This is a genomic window from Mesorhizobium sp. (genome assembly GCF_017306585.1).
Classification (GTDB): Bacteria; Pseudomonadota; Alphaproteobacteria; order Rhizobiales; family Rhizobiaceae; genus Mesorhizobium.
Window position 1 is genome coordinate 29,608 of sequence record NZ_JAFKIC010000131.1, and the last position, 18,253, is coordinate 47,860.

Annotated in this window: 17 protein-coding genes; 11 read left to right on the top strand and 6 right to left on the bottom strand. The window is 62.8% G+C overall.

Annotated elements, in window-relative coordinates; translation table 11 throughout:
• Nucleotides 1-3: 3 nt before the first annotated feature.
• Nucleotides 4-945 carry an NAD(+) diphosphatase gene (gene nudC, locus J0I79_RS12785; protein ID WP_292858600.1) on the top strand — a complete coding sequence of 314 codons (942 nt, stop codon included), beginning with the start codon at nt 4-6 and terminating at the stop codon, nt 943-945.
• Between the two features lie 10 nt (nt 946-955).
• Nucleotides 956-1,258 carry a Dabb family protein gene (locus tag J0I79_RS12790; RefSeq protein WP_292858603.1) on the top strand — a complete coding sequence of 101 codons (303 nt, stop codon included), beginning with the start codon at nt 956-958 and terminating at the stop codon, nt 1,256-1,258.
• Between the two features lie 36 nt (nt 1,259-1,294).
• Here J0I79_RS12790 and J0I79_RS12795 read toward each other — a convergent pair whose 3' ends face one another.
• Together J0I79_RS12795 and J0I79_RS12800 are read right to left on the bottom strand one after the other, a co-directional pair.
• Nucleotides 1,295-2,158 carry a prephenate dehydratase gene (locus J0I79_RS12795; protein ID WP_292858606.1) on the bottom strand — a complete coding sequence of 288 codons (864 nt, stop codon included), beginning with the start codon at nt 2,156-2,158 and terminating at the stop codon, nt 1,295-1,297.
• Between the two features lie 9 nt (nt 2,159-2,167).
• Complete coding sequence (locus J0I79_RS12800) at nt 2,168-2,896, bottom strand: 3-deoxy-manno-octulosonate cytidylyltransferase (protein WP_292858608.1); 729 nt, start codon at nt 2,894-2,896, stop codon at nt 2,168-2,170.
• Between the two features lie 191 nt (nt 2,897-3,087).
• Here J0I79_RS12800 and J0I79_RS12805 point away from each other — a divergent pair, with 191 nt between their 5' ends.
• The 7 genes from J0I79_RS12805 (at nt 3,088) to J0I79_RS12835 (ending at nt 12,538) form a co-directional block, all read left to right on the top strand.
• Nucleotides 3,088-3,741, top strand: coding sequence for a cytochrome c family protein (locus J0I79_RS12805; protein WP_292858610.1), 654 nt, complete (start codon nt 3,088-3,090; stop codon nt 3,739-3,741).
• 167 nt (nt 3,742-3,908) lie between these two features.
• Complete coding sequence (locus tag J0I79_RS12810) at nt 3,909-5,786, top strand: extracellular solute-binding protein (protein WP_292858613.1); 1,878 nt, start codon at nt 3,909-3,911, stop codon at nt 5,784-5,786.
• Nucleotides 5,787-5,800: 14 nt separating this feature from the next.
• Nucleotides 5,801-7,672 carry an extracellular solute-binding protein gene (locus J0I79_RS12815; protein WP_292858617.1) on the top strand — a complete coding sequence of 624 codons (1,872 nt, stop codon included), beginning with the start codon at nt 5,801-5,803 and terminating at the stop codon, nt 7,670-7,672.
• A 30-nt stretch (nt 7,673-7,702) separates the two neighbouring features.
• Nucleotides 7,703-8,797, top strand: coding sequence for a microcin C ABC transporter permease YejB (locus tag J0I79_RS12820; RefSeq protein ID WP_292858620.1), 1,095 nt, complete (start codon nt 7,703-7,705; stop codon nt 8,795-8,797).
• Nucleotides 8,797-9,942: an ABC transporter permease gene (locus J0I79_RS12825; protein WP_292858623.1), complete on the top strand. Its 1,146-nt coding sequence runs from the start codon at nt 8,797-8,799 to the stop codon at nt 9,940-9,942. Before J0I79_RS12820 ends, J0I79_RS12825 begins: the two co-directional genes overlap by 1 nt.
• Nucleotides 9,939-11,570 (top strand): ABC transporter ATP-binding protein, encoded by a 1,632-nt coding sequence (locus tag J0I79_RS12830; protein ID WP_292858626.1) that lies wholly within the window; start codon nt 9,939-9,941, stop codon nt 11,568-11,570. Before J0I79_RS12825 ends, J0I79_RS12830 begins: the two co-directional genes overlap by 4 nt.
• Nucleotides 11,571-11,596: 26 nt before the next feature.
• On the top strand, nt 11,597-12,538 hold the full coding sequence (locus J0I79_RS12835) for a glyoxylate/hydroxypyruvate reductase A (RefSeq protein ID WP_292858629.1): 942 nt from the start codon (nt 11,597-11,599) through the stop codon (nt 12,536-12,538).
• A 1-nt stretch (nt 12,539) separates the two neighbouring features.
• On the opposite strand, the gene J0I79_RS12840 is transcribed toward J0I79_RS12835, so the two are convergent.
• The 4 genes from J0I79_RS12840 to J0I79_RS12855 all read right to left on the bottom strand — a co-directional run bounded on the left by J0I79_RS12840 (nt 12,540) and on the right by J0I79_RS12855 (nt 15,534).
• Entirely contained in the window at nt 12,540-13,067 is a 528-nt protein-coding gene (locus tag J0I79_RS12840; RefSeq protein ID WP_292858631.1) for an AAA family ATPase, read from the bottom strand.
• A 94-nt stretch (nt 13,068-13,161) separates the two neighbouring features.
• Nucleotides 13,162-13,728, bottom strand: a complete 567-nt coding sequence (locus J0I79_RS12845) for a transglutaminase-like cysteine peptidase (protein ID WP_292858648.1) — start codon at nt 13,726-13,728, stop codon at nt 13,162-13,164.
• A gap of 417 nt (nt 13,729-14,145) precedes the next feature.
• Nucleotides 14,146-14,505 (bottom strand): hypothetical protein, encoded by a 360-nt coding sequence (locus tag J0I79_RS12850; RefSeq protein ID WP_292858633.1) that lies wholly within the window; start codon nt 14,503-14,505, stop codon nt 14,146-14,148.
• Nucleotides 14,506-14,616: 111 nt separating this feature from the next.
• Nucleotides 14,617-15,534, bottom strand: coding sequence for a class I SAM-dependent methyltransferase (locus J0I79_RS12855; protein ID WP_292858636.1), 918 nt, complete (start codon nt 15,532-15,534; stop codon nt 14,617-14,619).
• A 151-nt stretch (nt 15,535-15,685) separates the two neighbouring features.
• Here J0I79_RS12855 and J0I79_RS12860 point away from each other — a divergent pair, with 151 nt between their 5' ends.
• Entirely contained in the window at nt 15,686-16,693 is a 1,008-nt protein-coding gene (locus J0I79_RS12860; RefSeq protein ID WP_292858639.1) for a ligase-associated DNA damage response exonuclease, read from the top strand.
• A gap of 241 nt (nt 16,694-16,934) precedes the next feature.
• A partial coding sequence (locus tag J0I79_RS12865) for a cisplatin damage response ATP-dependent DNA ligase (RefSeq protein WP_292858642.1) occupies nt 16,935-18,253 on the top strand: 1,319 nt, incomplete at its 3' end.

Genomic DNA, 18,253 nt, shown 5'->3' on the forward strand with positions numbered 1-18,253 from the left:
CATATGAGCTTTCGCCTGTTTGACGCGCCGCTGCGCGAGCCGAGCCAGTTCGTCGGTTTTGCCGGCAACACGATCGACCGGCAATCCGAGAACCGTGCCGACGATTCGGTCGACAAGGCGCTGGCCGATCCGAGGACGCGGCTGCTTCTCATGAATGGCGGCCGGCTCTACCTGAAATCAGGCGATGGTGGTTTCGACCCCTGGTACCGCGTCGCCGAGAGCGAACCTTTCAAACCATCCTTCGACCAGGGCGTGCTGCTCGGTTTTTCCGAACACGGACCGGTGGTCGCGGTTCTGGCCGGCATCGATGCAGAGCAATTGCCTGAAACGGTCAAGGCGATCGACTACCGTTCTGTGTACATGCAAGGGCTGATCGACGAAGCGGCTGCCGGCGCGATGGCGCAAGGGGCGGCGCTGATGGCCTGGCATGCAAGTCACCGCTTCTGCAGTAAATGCGGCACCCAGTCACAAATGCGCGCCGGCGGCTACAAGCGGCATTGCCCGAATTGCGGCACCGAGCATTTTCCGCGCACCGACCCGGTGGCGATCATGCTGACTGCAACCCGGGAGAAATGCCTGCTCGGGCGCGGCCGGCATTTCGCGCCGGGCATGTATTCGGCGCTGGCCGGCTTCATCGAACCCGGCGAGACGATCGAGGCGGCGGTGCGGCGCGAAACGCTGGAGGAAGCCGGCATCCGTCTTGGCCGCGTCGTCTACCATGCGAGCCAGCCCTGGCCGTTCCCCTACTCGCTGATGATCGGCTGCTTCGGCGAGCCGCTCAACGAGGACATCCAGGCCGACCTCAACGAGCTGGAGGACTGCCGCTGGTTTTTCCGCGACGAGGTGCGCTCCATGTTGGAAAGAACGCACAAGGACAATCTGGTCACGCCCCCGAAAGGCGCCATCGCGCATCACCTCATCCGTGCCTGGGTCGACAGCCAATAGGAGCCGAGAAATGATCCGTCACACCGTCGTCTTCACGCTGAAGCATGCGCCGCACTCACTGGAGACCAAGCGGTTTTTACACGACGCCAAGAAGATCCTCACAGGGATCAAGGGCGTCACGCATTTCGAGCAGTTGCGGCAGATCAGCCCGAAGAACGACTACCAGTTCGGCTTTTCGATGGAGTTCGCCGACCAGGCCGCCTACACCAGGTACAACGACCATCCCGACCACGTCGCTTTCGTGCGCGACCGCTGGGTGCCCGAAGTCGAGAAATTCATGGAGATCGACTACGTGCCGCTGGGTTTCGGCTGAAAGTTCAGGTGGATCCCATCCCAACTGGGGATGACGCTAATCCGCGACCTTCCACTGCTCGCGCGACTGGCTGGCCGGATAGACGCCAAGAATGCGCACTTCACGTGAGAAGAAGCGCAGTTCGTCGAGCGCCAGCTTGACCAGCGGGTCATCGGGATGGCCCTCGATGTCGGCGTAGAACAGCGTCGCGGTGAAAGCGCCCAATTGGTAGCTCTCCAGCTTGGTCATGTTGATGCCGTTGGTGGCGAAGCCGCCCATGGCCTTGTAGAGCGCGGCCGGCACGTTGCGGACGCGGAAGATGAAGGTGGTCATCATCTTGACGTCAGTTGACGGACGCTCCGCCCACTGCTTGCTCTTGGTCAGGACAACGAAACGAGTGACGTTGGAATCGGTATCCTCGACGTTCTCCTCGATGATATCGAGCCCATAGAGCTTCGCGGCCAGCGCCGGCGACAGCGCCGCCATGCTGCGATCCTTGACCTCGGAGACCATCTTGGCGGCACCCGCCGTATCTCCGGCAACCACACCCTTCCAGCCATTCTTTCTGATATATTTGCGGCACTGGCCAAGCGCGTGGATGTGCGTGTGCACGGTCTTTATTTCGTCGCGCTTGACGCCGGGCAGCACCATAAGCTGAAAATGGATCGGCAGGAAATATTCGCCGACAATGTGCATCCGCGATTCCGGCAGCAGGTGGTGGATGTCGGCGACACGCCCGGCGATGGTGTTCTCGATCGGGATCATGGCGAGGTCGGCCTTGCCGGTCTCGACGGCGTTGAACGCGTCCTCGAAGGTCGGGCACGGCAACGGCTCCATCGAGGGATAGACATTGCGGCAGGCCGTGTCGGAATTGGCGCCGGGCTCGCCTTGGAAGGATATTCTGTTGGTCTTTTCAGGCATGCTGATATCTCAGTTTGAAAGGATTTCCCTGGCGCGTTCCAGGTCCTGCGGCGTGTCGACGCCAAGCGGCAGCGACTGGACGATCTCAGCGTCGATGCGCATGCCGGCTTCCAGTGCCCGCAACTGCTCCAGCCGCTCGCGGCGCTCCAGCGGCGACGGCTTCAGGGCCACGAAGCGTTCCAGCGCAGCACGACGATAGGCGTAGAGGCCCACATGATGGTAAAGCGCGCCCTCGCCCCAAGGCGCGGTGGCGCGGGTGAAATAGAGCGCGCGCAGCCTTGTGGCCGACAGCGGCGAGCCGACGATCTTGACGACGTTGGGGTTGGTCTTTTCCTCGTCGCGGACGATTTCCACGCCAAGCGTGGCGATATCCACCGCTCTGTCCTCGAACGGCCTCAGCGAAGCTGCGATTATCGCGGGGTCGATGGTCGGCAGGTCGCCCTGCACATTGACGATCGTGTCGACCTCGCCACGAGGATCAAGCGCCAGGAGCGCCTCGTGGATGCGATCGGAGCCCGATTCATGGTCGACGCGGGTCATGACGGCTTCGAAACCGTGCGCATGCACCGCTTGCGCCACGCTTTCAGTGTCCGTCGCCACCACCACCCGGCCGAGGCCGGCCTCGGCCGCGCGGCGGGCGACATGGACGATCATCGGCGCGCCGGATATGTCAGCCAGGGGCTTGCCCGGGAGGCGCGTGGAGGCCATGCGGGCCGGGATCAGGATCAAGGTGGACATCGGTCTGGCAAGGCGTTGCGAAAGAGGAGGGGAAAAGTGGCAAAAGGTCTCACTGGAAGCGTCCTTATAGGTGTTGCAACGCCCGAGCAAAAGACCTAGTTTCCGCCCGATTTGACCGGCTCTGGAGGCCGGGCTGGATACCGACGGACGGATGGACGGATCAGTCCGCCGGAAAAGGGAGCAAGGGGCGAATGGATTCCAACGAAGTCAACAAACTGCTCGCCGGATTGCTCGGAACCGTTTTCGTCGTTTTCTCGGTCGGGCTCGTGTCCGACGCGCTGTTTGCATCGCCCGCCCCGGAAAAGCCCGGCTTCGAGATCGTGGCCGCGGAGCCCGCCGAAGGCGGCGCCGCAGCCCCTGCCGCCGAATCCAAGCCGATCGCCGATCTCCTGCAGACAGCCAATGTCGAGGCGGGTGCGGCCGTGTTCAAGAAGTGCCAGGCCTGCCATTCCGGCGAAAAGGGCGGCCCCAACAAGGTCGGCCCGGATCTTTGGGATCTCGTCGACCGTCCCGTCGCCGAGCATGAGGGCTTCGCCTATTCGGCCGGCATGAAGGAATTCTCCAAGGGCGGCACCGAGAAGTGGACTTATGACAACATCAACCACTTCATCACCTCGCCGAAGAAATTCGTGAAGGGCACCGCCATGGGCTTCGCCGGCCTGCCCAAGGACGAGGACCGCGCCAACGTCATCGCCTATCTGCGCACGCTGTCGGACAATCCGAAGCCGCTGCCGGCGCCAGGTGCCGCCGCCGACGCCTCGGCCCCCGCCAAGCCCGCCGATGGCGCCGCACCGGCCAAGCCCGCGGCTCCTGCGGCACCGGCTCCGGCCGCGCCGGCCAAATAGACTGGCATCGTCGCCACGACCTTGAAAAAGCCGGGTTCAGCCCGGCTTTTTTGTTGGGAAAATACCGGGTGCGGCGACAAAGCCGGCGCATTGCGGTTTTCACGAGCGCCAAATCATCTAGGATCGCGTTCCGGATGATGTGGAGCGCATCGCGAAGAGGAGAGTGCATGACGGTTGGCCGAACGCTTCTCAAGTCACTGCTGGCGGCGGCCCTGCTGGCGGCGGGGCTGCAGGCGGCCCGGGCCGATGAATGGCGCACCACCTCCTCGCTAATCGGCGAATCCAAATACGGCGACAATTTCCAGCACTACGACTACGTCAACCCGAACGCGCCCAAGGGCGGTACATTCAATTCGGTGCTGCTTGGCACCTATGACAGCTTCAACCCCTATGTCGTGCAGGGATCGCCGGCGGCGGGCCTTGTCGGTTTTGGCGGCGGGCTGCTCTACGACACGCTGATGGAGCAGGCGACCGACGAGGGCAGCGTCAGCCATCCGCTGGTTGCCGACGCCTACAAGTACCCCGCCGACTATTCCTCGGCCACCTACCGGCTCGACCCGCGCGCCAAATGGCATGACGGTCAGCCCATCACCGTCGACGACGTGATCTGGTCGTTTCAGGTGCTGAAGGCAAACAGCCCGCAATACAGCCGCTATTTCGAAAACGTCACCGACGCGGTCGCCGTCTCCGACCGGGAGGTCGAATTCCGTTTCAACCAGAAGGGCAACCGCGAACTGCCGAAGATCATGGGGGATCTCGTCGTGCTGCCCAAACATTGGTGGGAAGGCACCGACGCCAACGGCAAGAAGCGCGACGTGACCAAGCCGACGCTGGAAATCCCGCTGGGATCGGCGGCTTACAAGATCGCCTCCTTCAAGCCGGGCTCGGAGATCGTCTGGCAGCGCGTGCCGGACTACTGGGCGGCGAAGCTGCCGGTGAAGGTGGGCCGCGAGAATTTCGATACGCAGCGCTTCACCTATATCCTCGACAATAACGCCGCCTGGCTCGCCTTCACCAAGGGCGGCCTGGAAGACCTCAACCGCGAGTACAGCTCGCGAAAATGGGCGACGGGCTATGATTTCCCGGCGATCAAGGCCGGCGACGTCATCAAGAAAAGTTTCGACAGCCACTCGCCGCAGCCGATGCAGGCCTTCGTGCTGAACCAGAGGCGGCCGCTGTTCCAGGATCGCCTCGTGCGCGAAGCGCTGACCTATCCGTTCGATTTCGAAACGATGAACCGCACGCTGTTCTTCGGCTACAACACCCGCACGACGAGCTATTTCCAGGGAACGGAACTCGCTTCCAGCGGGCTGCCGCAAGGCAAGGAACTGGAGATCCTGAACCAGTATCGCGACAAGCTGCCGCCGGAACTGTTCACCCAGGAATTCAAGCTGCCGGTCTATGATTCGCCAATGGCCGAGCGCAAGAACCTGAAGGCGGCGATCGACCTTTTCGCCAAAGCGGGCTGGGTGATCAAGGGCGGCAAGATGGTCAATGCCAAGACCGGCGAGCCGTTCAAGTTCGAAATCCTGGGCTGGTACGATACCGACGAGGTGATCTCGAGCCCCTATATCGCCAATCTGCGCAAGATCGGCATCGATGCCACGCTGCGCATCGTCGACCAAAGCCAATACATCAACCGCATCACCAATTTCGATTTCGACGTAACCACCTCGATCTTCCAGCAATCGGATTCGGCTGGGAACGAGCAACGCGACTTCTGGACTTCGCAGGCTGCAGGCAAACCCGGCTCCCGCAACCTGATGGGCATCAAGGACCCGACCGTCGACGCGCTGGTCGACCGTGTCATCTTCGCCACCGATCGCGAGGATCTCGTCGCCGCCACCCATGCGCTCGACCGGGTGTTACTGTGGAACTTCTACGTCGTGCCGCAATATTATCGCTCGGCGATCTGGATCGCCTATTGGGACAAATTCGGCATTCCGGACAAGCAGCCCGCCTATGGCGGCTATGACCCCGATTCCTGGTGGATCGACCTCGACAAGGAAAAGGCGCTCGCCGCCAAATACAAGGGTGGCAATTGATGCGGCGGCACTTGATGGCGCAGCTGCCGCGTCGCGATTTCCTGGCACTCGGCGGAGCTGCCGCTGCGGCCGTCGCCCTACTGCCGGGCAAAGCCTTCGCCGACATTGCGACCGGCACGAAACTGCATGGCCTGTCCGCCTTCGGCGACCTGAAATACAAGCCGGATTTCATGCATTTCGACTACGTGAATGTCGACGCGCCCACTGGCGGCGTCTTCAACTTTTCGCCGCCGAACTGGGGCTACAACCAGAATACGCAGACCTTCAACACACTGAACTCCTTCGCCGACAAGGGTGATGCGCCGCCGCGCATGGAAATGTGCTTCGACGGGCTGATGGTGCGCGCGCTCGACGAGCCCGATGCCGTCTATGGCCAGATCGCCGACGGCGTGACGCTGTCGGACGACCGCAACACCTTTACCTTCTCGCTTCGCCCCGAAGCGCGCTTTCACGATGGTTCGGCGCTGACGGCGCAGGACGCCGCCTTCACCTTCAAGCTCTACAAGGACAAGGGCCATCCCGACCTCTCCCTGTCGCTGACGCATATGACCGACGCCGTCGCCGTCGACGACCGCACGCTGCGGCTCACCTTCTCCGGCAAGCAGTCGGCCCGCACCGTGCTCAACGTCGTGGAATTCCCGATCCTGTCCAAGGCCTTTTATACGGCCAATCCGTTCGATTCCTCGCAGCTCAATCCACCGCTCGGCTCCGGCGCCTACAAGGTCGGTCGCTTCTCGGCCGGCGCCTGGATCGAATATGACCGGGTGACGGACTATTGGGGCAGCAAACTTCCGGTCAATCGCGGCCAGAACAATTTCGACACCATCCGCATCGAATTCTACCAGAACCGCAACGCCGGATTCGAAGCCTTCAAGAAAGGTGAGATCACCTATCGCGAGGAATTCGTCTCGCGCGTCTGGGCAACCGCCTACGACTTCCCGGCGCTTGTCGCCGGCAAGGTCATGAAGCACGAATTCCCGGCCGAGAAACGGCCTTCCATGCAGGCCACGGCGGTCAACCAGCGACGCGAGCAATTTCGAGACCCAAGGGTCAGGCAGGCGATCGCGCTCTGCTTCGATTTCGAATGGACGCGGCGCAATTTTTTCTACGGCTCCTACGAGCGCTCGCAATCCTGCTTCGAGAAATCCGACTTTCGCGCCGAGGGATCACCGTCTCCACAGGAACTGGCCCTGCTTGAGCCGTTGCGCGGCCAGCTTCCGGCGGAGACGTTCGGCGAGGCCGTGACCCAACCGGCATCCGACGGCTCCGGGCGCGACCGCAAGCTGCTCGGCCAGGCGGTGAAGCTGCTGGCAGCGGCAGGCTGGAAGCGCTCGGGCGATTTCGTCGTCAACGACAAGGGCGGCAGGCTGTCGGCAGAGTTCATGGTCGATGACGACACGTTCGTGCAGGTCTATTCGCCCTGGGTCGCCAACATGAAGGCGATCGGCATCGACGCCACGATCCGGCTCGTTGATTCGGCGCAGTACCAGTCCCGGCAGGCGACGTTCGACTTCGACCTGCTTTCGGCCGCGTTTTCGTTCAGTGCGACGCCGACGCGCGACGATCTCGAAGTCTTCTTCCACTCACGAACCGCCAATCTCTCCGGCTCGCGCAATCTGCCTGGCATTTCGAACCCGGCGATCGACGCGCTTATCGACGCGGTCGGCGCGGCAAAGGACCGCGAAAGCCTGACGGTAGCGATGCGGGCGCTCGACCGGGTCTTGCGCGCGCGCTGCGATTGGATTCCTAGTTGGTTCCTGGCGAATCACCGAAGCGCCTATTGGGACATGTTCGGTTTTCCCGAACAGAAGCCCGATTTCGGCTTTCCGGTCGAGGCGCTGTGGTGGGTCGATAAGGGCAAGGCGGCAAAAATTGGCAAAGGCTGAGATGTCGGTCCTACGGGGGCCTGAAGCCTGATGGGCGCCTATATACTGCGCCGCATCCTTCTGATGATCCCGACGCTGTTCGGCATCATGGCGATCTCCTTCGCGGTCATCCAGTTCGCGCCCGGCGGCCCGGTCGAGCAGGTGATCGCCAAGCTGACCAACCAGGGCGGCAGCGACCGCCTCGGCGGCGGTGGCGGTGATGCCGGCGGTTCCAACTTCGACGTCGCCGGCGACGTCAGTTCGAAATATCGCGGCGCGCAGGGGCTCGATCCGGAATTCATCAAGAAGCTGGAGAAGCAGTTCGGCTTCGACAAGCCGCCGCTCGAACGCTTCGGCATGATGCTGTGGAACTATGCCAGGTTCGATTTCGGCAACAGCTATTTCCGCGATATCTCGGTGCTCAACCTGATCCTCGAAAAGATGCCGGTGTCGATCTCGATCGGGCTCTGGATCACACTGCTCTCCTACCTAATTTCCATACCGCTCGGTATCCGCAAGGCGGTCAAGGACGGCACGCCTTTCGACGTCTGGACCAGCGGCGTGGTCATTGTCGGCTATGCCATTCCCGGCTTCCTGTTCGGTATCCTTTTGATGGTGCTGTTCGCCGGCGGCTCGTTCTGGGACTGGTTCCCGCTGCGCGGCATCGTCTCCGACAATTGGGACCAGTTGTCGTGGCCGGCCAGGATCGCCGACTATATCTGGCACATGACGCTGCCGCTGACGGCGCTGGTGCTGTCGGCCTTCGCCACCACGACGCTTCTGACCAAGAACTCGTTCCTGGAAGAAATCCGCAAACAGTATGTGGTGACCGCGCGCGCCAAGGGCCTCTCGGAACGGCAGGTGCTTTACGGCCATGTCTTCCGCAACGCCATGCTGATCGTCATCGCCGGTTTCCCCGGGGCCTTCATCTCGGCCTTCTTCACCGGTTCGCTGCTGATCGAGAACATCTTCTCGCTCGACGGGCTCGGCCTGCTCGGCTTCCGGTCGGTGGTCGAGCGCGACTATCCCGTGGTGTTCGCCAATCTCTACATCTTCTCGCTTCTCGGCCTTTTCATCGGGCTCTTGTCCGACCTGATGTACACCTGGGTCGATCCGCGCATCGATTTCGAGCGGAGAGACATCTGATGTCGGAAGCAAGCGTTACCGCCGGGGTGGTGCCGGTACGGATGCCGAGGCCATTCCTGTCGCCGCTCAACAAGCGCCGCCTGCAGAATTTCAAGGCGAACCGGCGCGGGTTCTGGTCGTTGTGGATATTCCTCGTCCTGTTCGTGCTGTCGCTGTTTGCCGAATTCATCGCCAACGACAAGCCGATCATCGCTTCCTACAAGGGCGAAATCCTGTTTCCGGTGCTGGTCGCCTATCCCGAGGAAAAGTTCGGCGGCTTCTATGCCGTCACCGACTACCGCGACCCCGTTATCCAGGACGAGATCAACGCCCATGGCTGGATGATCTGGCCGCCGATCCGCTACTCCTACCAGACCGTCAACAACGCCATTCCGGAGGCGGCGCCCGCCAAGCCGTCCTGGGAGTATGACGCCAAGACGCGCTGCAACCAGTATCCGCAAGGTGCCGCCGACCCGGCCTGCATCGTCGGAAACTGGAACTGGCTGGGCACCGACGACCAGGCGCGCGACGTGCTGGCGCGCGTCATCTACGGCTTCCGCATTTCGGTGCTGTTCGGCCTTATCCTGACCGCCGGGTCGGCGCTGATCGGCGTCGGAGCGGGCGCGGTGCAGGGCTATTTCGGCGGCTGGACCGACCTTCTGTTCCAGCGCTTCATCGAAATCTGGTCGGCCATTCCGGTGCTCTATCTCCTGCTTATCGTCGCCGCCATCCTGCCGCCGGGCTTCTTCATCCTGCTCGGGCTGATGCTCCTGTTCTCCTGGGTGGCGCTGGTCGGCGTGGTGCGGGCCGAGTTCCTGCGCGCCCGCAATTTCGAATATGTCAACGCCGCACGCGCGCTTGGCGTGCCCAACCGCACCATCATGTTCAGGCACCTTCTGCCCAACGCCATGGTGGCGACACTGACCTTCCTGCCGTTCCTGCTGTCCGGCTCCATCTCGACGCTGACCTCGCTCGACTATCTCGGCTTCGGCCTGCCGCCAGGCTCGGCCTCACTCGGCGAACTTCTCAAGCAGGCGCAGCGCAACCTGAATGCGCCATGGCTCGGCATATCCGGGTTCGTCGTCATCTCGCTGATGCTGTCGCTGCTGGTCTTCGTCGGCGAGGCGACTCGCGACGCCTTCGATCCGCGCAAGACGTTCAAATGAGCGAAGCGCCCTTGCTCAGCGTGCAGGACCTCAGCGTCGCCTTCAACCAGGGCGGCGGGCAGTCTGTCGCGGTCGACCACATCTCCTTCGACATCGCCAAGGGCGAAACGGTGGCGCTGGTCGGCGAATCCGGCTCCGGCAAGTCGGTATCGGCGCTGTCGGTGCTGAAGCTTCTGCCCTACCCCAGCGCCAGCCATCCCTCCGGCAAGATCCTGTTCCAGGGCTCCGATCTGCTGGCCATGGGCGAGAAGCAGTTGCGCCAGGTGCGCGGCAACAAGATCACCATGATCTTCCAGGAGCCGATGACCTCGCTCAATCCGCTGCACACGATCGAGCACCAGATCGTCGAGATCCTGAAGCTGCATCAGGGCATGGCCGACCGGCCTGCGAAGGCCCGTACGCTTGCTTTGCTGAAGGAGGTCGGCATCCGCGATCCGGAGAAACGGCTCGACGCCTACCCGCACCAGCTTTCCGGCGGCCAGCGCCAGCGCGTCATGATCGCCATGGCGCTGGCCAACGAACCGGAACTGCTGATCGCCGACGAACCAACGACCGCGCTCGACGTCACCGTGCAGGCGCAGATCCTAGAATTGCTCGCCAAGCTGAACGCCCGCAAGGGCATGTCGATGCTGTTCATCACCCATGATCTCGGCATCGTCCGCAAGATCGCCGACCGGGTCTGCGTGATGACCAAGGGCAAGATCGTCGAGACCGGACCGACCAAGGACATCTTCGCCAACCCGCAGCATCCCTATACGCGCCACCTGCTGGCCGCCGAACCGAAAGGCAAGCCGCCGGCCGCCAATGCCGACGCCAAGGCCGTCATGACCGGGAAGGACATCAAAGTCTGGTTCCCGATCAAGCAGGGCTTCTTCCGCCGCACCGTCGACCATGTGAAGGCGGTCGACGGCATCGACGTCACCGTGCGCGCCGGACAGACGCTCGGCGTGGTCGGCGAATCCGGCTCCGGCAAGACGACCCTCGGCCTGGCGCTGGCGCGCATGATCTCCTCGACCGGCACGATCCAGTTCGACGGCCGCGACATCAACCAGCTTTCCTTCAATGCCATGCGGCCGCTGCGAAGCGAATTGCAGATCGTTTTCCAGGATCCGTTTGGCTCGCTCAGCCCGCGCATGTCGATCGCCGAGATCATCGAGGAAGGCCTCAAGATCCACGCGCCGAAGCTGTCGCCCGACGAGCGTGACGACAAGGTCGTCGACGTGCTGAAGGAGGTCGGCCTCGATCCGGCGAGCCGCAACCGCTATCCGCACGAATTTTCCGGCGGCCAGCGCCAGCGCGTCGCGATCGCCCGCGCCATGGTGCTGAACCCTCGCTTCGTGATGCTGGACGAACCGACATCGGCGCTCGACATGAGCGTGCAGGCGCAGGTGGTCGACCTCTTGCGCAACCTGCAGGCCAAGCACGACCTCGCCTATCTCTTCATCAGCCACGACCTCAAGGTCATCCGGGCGCTGGCCAATGACGTCATCGTCATGCGCAATGGCCAGATCGTCGAGGCCGGCCCTTCCGAGCAGATTTTTGAAAAGCCGCAAACCGACTATACTCGGGCCCTGATCTCGGCGGCCTTCAAGATCGAGACGGCGCCGGCCGGCATCGTCAGCCAGTAATTTTTGAAGGGATTAGACGAACCGCGATGGAAAAAGGCCGCATCCTGCTTGCCGTCACCGGCTTTCATCCGCAGCGCTGGCGAGACCTCTTGTCGGCCGAGCGCGAGGTGGTGCTTGAGCCGGACGGCGCCAAGGACCCGTCGATCACCTATGCAGTGGTGTGGAAGCAGAAGCCGAACCTGTTGTCGTCGCTGCCCAACCTGCGCGCCATCTTCTCGATCGGCGCCGGTGTCGACCATGTTTTCGCCGATCCCGGCCTGCCCGACGTGCCGATCGTCAGGGTCGTCGCCGACAACCTTACCCAATACATGACCGAATATGTGGTCTGGCGGGTTCTCGACCATCATCGCCAGGGCGTGCTCTACAGGGCACAGCAGACCAAGAAGGTCTGGCACGATCCGCCGCAGAGACCCGCCGGAGACATTTCGGTCGGCATCATGGGACTGGGCACTCTCGGCCGGGCGGCGGCATCCGTACTTCTGTCGCTCGGTTTCACGGTCAATGGCTGGTCGCGCACCGACCGGCCGATGAAAGGGGTGACAACCTATTCCGGCGAGGCCGGATTGATCCCCTTCCTGAAGGCAACCGATATATTGGTCGTGCTTCTCCCGCTGACGCCCGACACTCAGGGCATGATCAATTACGGCGTGCTCAAGGAATTGCGCAAACGTAACGGCCTAGGCGGGTCGGTTCTGATCAATGCCGGACGCGGACGCCTGCAGAAGGACGCCGACATCCTGCGCGCGCTGGATGACGGCACGCTGAAGGAGGCGAGCCTCGATGTGTTCGAGGTCGAGCCGCTGCCGAAAACCAGTCCGCTGTGGAACCATCCGAAGGTTTTCGTGACGCCACATTCCGCGGCAACCTCCGATCCGGTCCATCTGGCGCCGCCCATGCTGCGCCAGATGGATGCCTTCGAGCGTGGCGAAAAGCTCGAAAATCTGGTGGACCGCAAAGCGGGATATTAAGCTACCTGGCCAAGTCCCAGTCGGCGAAGCACTGCTTGATCGCCCGCAGCGAAGACAATTGCACCTTGGGCAGGGCGAGCTCTTCGAACATGGCCCGGTAACGCTCACGGTTTTTCGGCGTGGTCACCGCGATATGATGGATCATGTCCCATTTGACGCTGTCACGCCCGCCCTGCAGGCCACCGCGCCTTTCCTTCTCGAACAGGGTTCGCCTGAAGTAGCGCAGCAGGCTGGCCGGAGTGGAAATATCCAGCAGGATCAACCCGGTCGCGCGCCGGAAGCGTTGCGGCATGCCGATGGAGTAGTTGCCGTCCATCACCCAGCGCTCGCCGGCAATCGCGGCATCGTGCAGGGCAATGAACTCGTCCCTTGGGCGCGGCTCCCAGTCCGTGTTGGGCAGATGATAAAGCAGATCGAGATGAACGGGCTCCAGGCCGCGTTTGCGGGCAATCGCGTCGGCCAGGGTCGACTTGCCGCTGTTGGACGGCCCCAGAATGCATATGCGATCCCCGAGATCCCAGAGGTTCATCAGATCGTGCCTTGAATGGATTGGCTTCACCGTTTCGCGGAAACGGACGCAAACCCTTTCGCACTTTTCCTGAAGCCACTCCAGTCCTGGCGGATCAGTTTATCGCCTTGGCCCGCTTCAGCGCCCCATCGCCACGCTGGTTGATCGATACCCAGATGTTGGGGTCCTGCTGCGATTGCCGCTTGAGGAAGTAATAGCCGGTGGCGTCCCAGGAGCGGATGGTGTTGACGAGGTTGTCCAGGATGAAGTCCCCCCTGTCGGTCTTCACCGTCAGGATGGCGTGGCCTTCGCCATGCAGATCATAGACGACCGTCATCAACAGGGCCTGCCGCGGAAATCCGGCATCGAGAAGCAGCTTGCGCTTGAAGAGCGCGTAGATCTTGCAATCGCCCTTGCCATCGACCGGATAGTCCCAGTGGTCCTGCATGGTGCCCCAATGGTCGAGATTGCTCTCCGGCACGATGTAGCCGTTGACCTCGCGATTGACACGGTCGAGCGTGGCCCAGCTTTTCTGCGTGAGCTTGAGGTCGGCGGCCGGCAGAACCGGGACCTTGCATTGATCGGGCCGGCGGCCGCAGAAATCCACCCAGCCGTAGGGAATGCTCGTCCTGGAGCCGACGGAGGCGGCGGTTGCGGAGCTCATCGGACCACTGCGCGGCATCTTCGCCTCGAAGGTGATGGCGAAACTCCTGAAGGACGATGCATAGGCCTCGGTGCTCATTTGCGGACCGACGGATCCGGCATTTGCCAACGAAGCCAAACCCAGAAATGTCGAGAAAACCCCGGCGACCAACCGACGCAACATGACCGTTCCTGCCACTCAAACGCTTGTCCTGAGTGAGCTAACGCCAAGGCGATGCCCCGCGTCAATTAAATGTTTAATAAAAGGTTAACGACAGGCCACTTCGATACCGACAATTGCAGGCAATCACCATCAAGCGGTCGCTACGCCAAAGCGTCGCTTTTTAACGACAGGCGGTGAAATCTGGATCGGAATCGCCGTATCGGCGCGAAAAAACGCCGATGGCAGCCTTCGAACACCGTCATCGATTGCGGCCCATGCGAACGGCAGGTCGCTTCAGCCAGGGAGCGAAAATTTCTTCTGTTTGTCGGGTTTGCCGCAGTTGCGACGGTCGATGGAGCGGTTCATGGCATCTATCTCGCCGGTCGCCTTGTCAGTGTCGCGCTGAGCTTTGGAGCGCACATCCGGCGTGAACGGGCCGAAGCCCATGGCTGGGTTGGAGAAGGTAGGTTTGGCCGTCGTCGGCAGGTTGTACTGCTGCGCCAGCCCGTTGCGCTGCGCCAGCAACTGATCGCAGGGCACCGTGTCATACTGCAGCGAGGACTCGATGTTGTCGTCCTGCCGCTCCGACATCGAATTGCCGACGCAACCGGTGGCCGCCAGGCACGATGCCAAGACCAGCATGTTCCAGCGCATCGCATTCCTCCTGAAATCCCGCCCTGATGCGACCAGATCGCAAATATCAGTCACGCATGCAAATCGGACTTTTTCGCAGCAGAAGAGCTTGGCGGGCGGGATATGAACAGCTCAGTCTGCATGCGCCTTGCGTGCCACGACAGCCAGGCCTTCCACAGGCTCGCGGCGATCCTGACGGATGATTGTCGGTTCCAGGGTCAGGATCGAGAAGCCGTTGGCCAGCAGAGTGCGCCTGACATAATCATCCGAATGAGCGTAGCGGCGGGAAGGCTGCAGGGCGAAATCGCCCTTGCCTGCCAGGCTCTCGACGGAAAAGGCAAACAGGCCGCCATCGGCAAGCAATCCGGCAACCGTCCCGACGATGCTTTCAAGCGCGCCGATGTAGATGAGCACATCCGCCGATGTCACCAGGTCAGGCCTTTCGCCCGAGTGGGAAAAGCCCTGCAGATCGGCCTTTGTCAGCGCGTCGTAGACGCCTTTCGCCCGCGCCTTCCTTAGCATGCTGGCGGAAATGTCGACGCCCTCCAGCCGGTCGACGATCGGCCTCAGCCTCTCGCCCATCAGCCCGGTGCCGCAGCCGAGATCCAGCGCCAGGCGGAAACGTCCCGGCCGCGCCTCGCGGATGGCGGTGTCGAGAACCTGCGGCAGCCGGTAGTGGAGCTTGCCGACCAGCATGTCCTCGAAAGTCTCGGCATAGTGATCGAACAGTGTTTCGACGAAAGCGCTGGGCGGCGCGGTGGCGACCGGTCCCTTGCCGGTCAACTGCAGTTTGAGGGCCGCGCCCTGACGATCGGCCGGATCGAGTTTCAGCGACGCCCTCCAGGCCTGCGCCGCCAGGTCGAGCCGGCCCGATGCCTCCTGCATCTCGCCAAGCCGAAACCAGCCCATTGCCCATTGCGGCGCCAGTTCCAGCGCACCGAGCAGCAATTCGGCCGCGGCGGCGTGATCGCCGGACGCAAAAAGCATCTCGGCATAGTCGGCACGGCGATCCGCGTTCAGGTCGCCCGACGTGGTCTGGAGCGGTTTCATGAAGATGGTTCCACCGGCAGAGCAGCCGGCCACACGAGTATGTAGAGCAAATCAGGCGGAAGCTGAACAGAATTGAGCTGTCTTTGCCCGACGTGTCAGCAGTCCGTGGCAAGAGGCTTCACGCGGCGCAATTATAGCCTATTTCTAGGCGATGCGCGCCAGCGACCTGCTCCACCCCCGGCCCGAGGGCCTTTACTGCCCGCCGGGCGATTTCTTCATCGATCCGGTGCGGCCGGTGGACCGGGCGCTGATCACGCACGGCCATTCCGACCATGCGCGTTCCGGCCATCGCTCGGTGCTCGCCACCCGGCAGACGCTCGACATTATGGGCCTGCGCTATGGTGCGGATTTTGCCGGCACGACCCAGGCGGCGGCGTTGGGCGAAACGATTGTCCTCAATGGCGTCAACATCTCCTTCCATCCGGCGGGGCACGTGCTGGGCTCGGCGCAGATCTCCGTGGAACATCAGGACATGCGCATTGTCGCCTCCGGCGACTACAAGCGGCGCAGGGATGCAACTTGCGCGCCGTTCGAACCGATCCGCTGCGACGTGTTCATCACCGAGGCGACCTTCGGCCTGCCGGTGTTCCGCCATCCGCCCGATACGGAGGAAATAGCTCGCCTGCTGAAATCGGCGGCGCAGTTTCCCGAACGCTCGCATCTGGTCGGCGCCTACGCGCTCGGCAAGGCGCAGCGCGTGATGCGGCTGCTGCGCGATGCGGGCCATGACAAGCCACTCTACATCCATGGCGCACTGGCGAAGTTGAGCGAATACTACCAAAGCCAGGGCATCGATCTCGGCGTACTCGAACCGGCGACCGTGGAAGGTGGCAAGCAGGATTTCGCCGGCGCCATCGTGGTTGGTCCGCCATCGGCCTTCGCCGACCGCTGGGCGCGGCGCTTTCCCGATCCGATTTCGTGCTTCGCCTCGGGCTGGATGCGCATCCGCCAGCGCGCCAAGCAGGGCGGCGTCGAACTGCCGCTGATCATCTCGGACCATGCCGACTGGGACGAACTCACCGCCACCATCCGGGAAACCGGAGCCGAGGAAATCTGGGTCACCCACGGCCGCGAGGAGGCACTGGTGCGCTGGTGCGAACTCGAAGGCATCGCTGCCCGGCCGCTGCATCTGGTGGGGTATGAGGACGAGGGCGATTGATGGTGCATTCTCATCCCTTAGTCGCCGACGCCGCGATCCTTCGCACCCCCCTCTGGCCTGCCGGCCATCTCCCCCGCAAGGGGGGAGATCAGATGTCACGACGGTTTTCGCTAGTCATCAAGGTTACGGAATGCGCGGCGACGGCGAGGATGCCAATCTCCCCCCTTGCGGGGGAGATGGCCGGCAGGCCAGAGGGGGGTGCCTCGCGCCGGGTTTCGCTATTGGCGTGGCGTATCCTGCAATGAACCGCTTCGCCGAACTCCTCGACCGACTGGTGTTGACGCCGTCGCGCAACGGCAAGCTCACTTTGCTCATCGACTATTTCAGGGCCGTCGAGGACCCCGATCGCGGCCTGGCCCTGGCCGCCATCACTGGCGATCTGAATATCGCGGCAGTCAAGCCGGCGATGCTGCGTGCGCTGGTCACCGAGCGCATGGACCCGGTGCTGTTCGGCTATTCCTACGACTATGTCGGCGATCTCGCCGAAACCGTGTCGCTGGTCTGGCCGCAGGTGCCCGGACGTATCGCGAACCGCGAGCCGACGCTCGGCGAGGTGGTGGCGCGGCTGCAGGCGGCCAGCCGTTCCGATGGACCGAAGGTGCTTGCCGGTCTGCTCGACAGCGCCGGCATCTCGTCGCGCTTTGCAATCATCAAGCTGGTCACCGGCGGCCTGCGCATCGGCGTATCGGCGCGGCTGGCCAAGCAGGCGCTGGCCGATTTCGGCAAGGTCGATGTCGCCGAGATCGAGGAGCTGTGGCACGGGCTGTCGCCGCCCTACACGGCGCTGTTCGCCTGGCTGGAAGGCAAGGGCGAGAAGCCGAGAAGCACCGCGCTGGCGCTGTTTCGCCCGGTGATGCTTTCAAATCCGGTCGGCGACGGCGACCTCGAAAAGCTCGACCCGGCCGACTATGCGGCGGAATGGAAATGGGATGGCATCCGCGTCCAGGCAGTGGCCGAGGGCGGCATTAGCCGGCTTTACTCGCGCACCGGCGACGACGTCTCCGGCGCCTTTCCCGACCTTGCCGAGGCCATGACTTTTTCGGCGGCGCTGGATGGCGAGTTGCTCGTCGGCGATCCGCGGGAGGCGACGGGAACCTTCTCGGACCTGCAGCAGCGGCTGAACCGCAAGACGGTGACGCCCAAGATGCAGCAGCGCTATCCGGCCTTCATGCGCTGTTACGATGTGCTCCAGATCGGTGACGAGGATCTGCGCGGGCTGCCCTTCCACGAGCGGCGCGGCCGGCTCGAAGCCTTCGTCGGGACGCTCGACCCGAGCCGCTTCGATCTTTCGCCCTTTGTCGCGTTCACCGACTGGCAAGCGCTTGAGGAATTGCGCCGCACGCCACCGCACCCGATCATCGAAGGGGTGATGCTGAAACGCTGGGATTCGCCCTATGTCGCCGGCCGGCCGAAAGGGCCATGGTTCAAATGGAAGCGCGATCCGCACACGGTGGACGCGGTGCTGATGTATGCCCAGCGCGGCCATGGCAAACGCTCCAGCTTCTATTCGGATTACACGTTCGGTGTCTGGTCCGGGCCCGAGGGCGAGGAGGAACTGGT